A 1,135-nucleotide genomic window follows, 5' to 3' on the forward strand; every position below is an offset into this window, starting at 1 on the left:
GCGGATCGGGGGAATGGCTGGGGGGGCGGGGCGCGTGCGGATTGGCTCCGGGCCGACTGCCGATCGGCTTGGGCGGCGGCTGCGGATCTACCGCCCGGTCGGGGGCGGATCGGCTGGGAGGCGGCCGCGGCTTGACTTGGGGTCAGCTGCTGGTCGGCTTGGGATCGACTGCTGATCGGCTGGGGTCGGCCGATGGTTGGCTGCGGGGCGGCTACGGGGCGGCTGCGGGCGGACTCGCGATTGGCTACCGATCGGCTGCGGAGTAGCTACCGAGTGGCTACCGGTCAGCTCGGGAGTGCCAGTTCGAACCACACCGTCTTGCCCTTACCGCCTGGTCGGGTGCCCCAGCGGCGGGAGGAGTTCGCCACGAGCTGAAGGCCACGGCCGCTTTCGTCCTCGGGCTCCGCGTCGCGTTCCTGCGGTGGATCCGGAAGGGGGTCGGAGACCTCGACAAGAAGGACGCCCATCGGTTCCGAGGGGCGTACGAGGCGTACCCCGATGGGACCAGTGGCGTGCCGCAGGGAGTTGGTGACCAGTTCGCTGACCAACAGCGCGGTCACGTCTCCGAGGGAGTCGAGGTCCCAGGCATGGAGCTGGCCCCGGACGACGGTTCGGGCGGTCCGGACGGCGCCTGGATCCGCGGGAAAGGTCCACTCGGCGATATCGCCCTCGGTGTGGATCACGCAGATCACTCCCAGGCCAGAAGCGGACCATGTCCGGTTTCATGGGGTTAATGGGCACATACCCGATATCCCGGGCGGAGTACCGTGCGCGAGGGCGCACTGTGGCGCGAACGGCGTACTCGGCGCTCGTCTCAGCCGCCACATGCGCCTCGCGAGCCCGAGCGTCCCACGTACGGTGTGCGTCCCGCACCCCGCAGACTCGAGTGCGCGAAGTTGTGATGGTCACACCTTTTCCTTCACCCCCGCCGCCCGTACCCCTTCCCGTCCCTTTCTTGGGGCGCCGCCCCAGACCCCCATCCGCCTGAACGGCCTCGTCCTCAAACGCCGGACGGGCTGAGTGCGTCGGCCCGAGCCGCGAAATCTTCAGCCTCTCCGGCGGGGGCGAAACAAAGGCCACTACCCCCCCGCCCCCCCCCCCCCCCCCCACCCCCCCCCCCCCCCCCCCCCCCCCC

At 70.7% G+C, this 1,135-nt stretch carries 1 protein-coding gene; it reads right to left on the reverse strand.

Features of this window, described 5'->3' with window-relative positions:
- Positions 1-284 precede the first annotated feature (284 nt).
- The gene (locus O3Q52_RS53355; protein WP_269655581.1) at positions 285-692 is read right to left on the reverse strand and encodes an ATP-binding protein; all 408 of its coding nucleotides are present in this window, start codon (positions 690-692) and stop codon (positions 285-287) included.
- Positions 693-1,135 lie beyond the last annotated feature (443 nt).

This window comes from Streptomyces sp. ActVer, assembly GCF_027270795.1.
Lineage (GTDB): Bacteria > Actinomycetota > Actinomycetes > Streptomycetales > Streptomycetaceae > Streptomyces > Streptomyces umbrinus_A.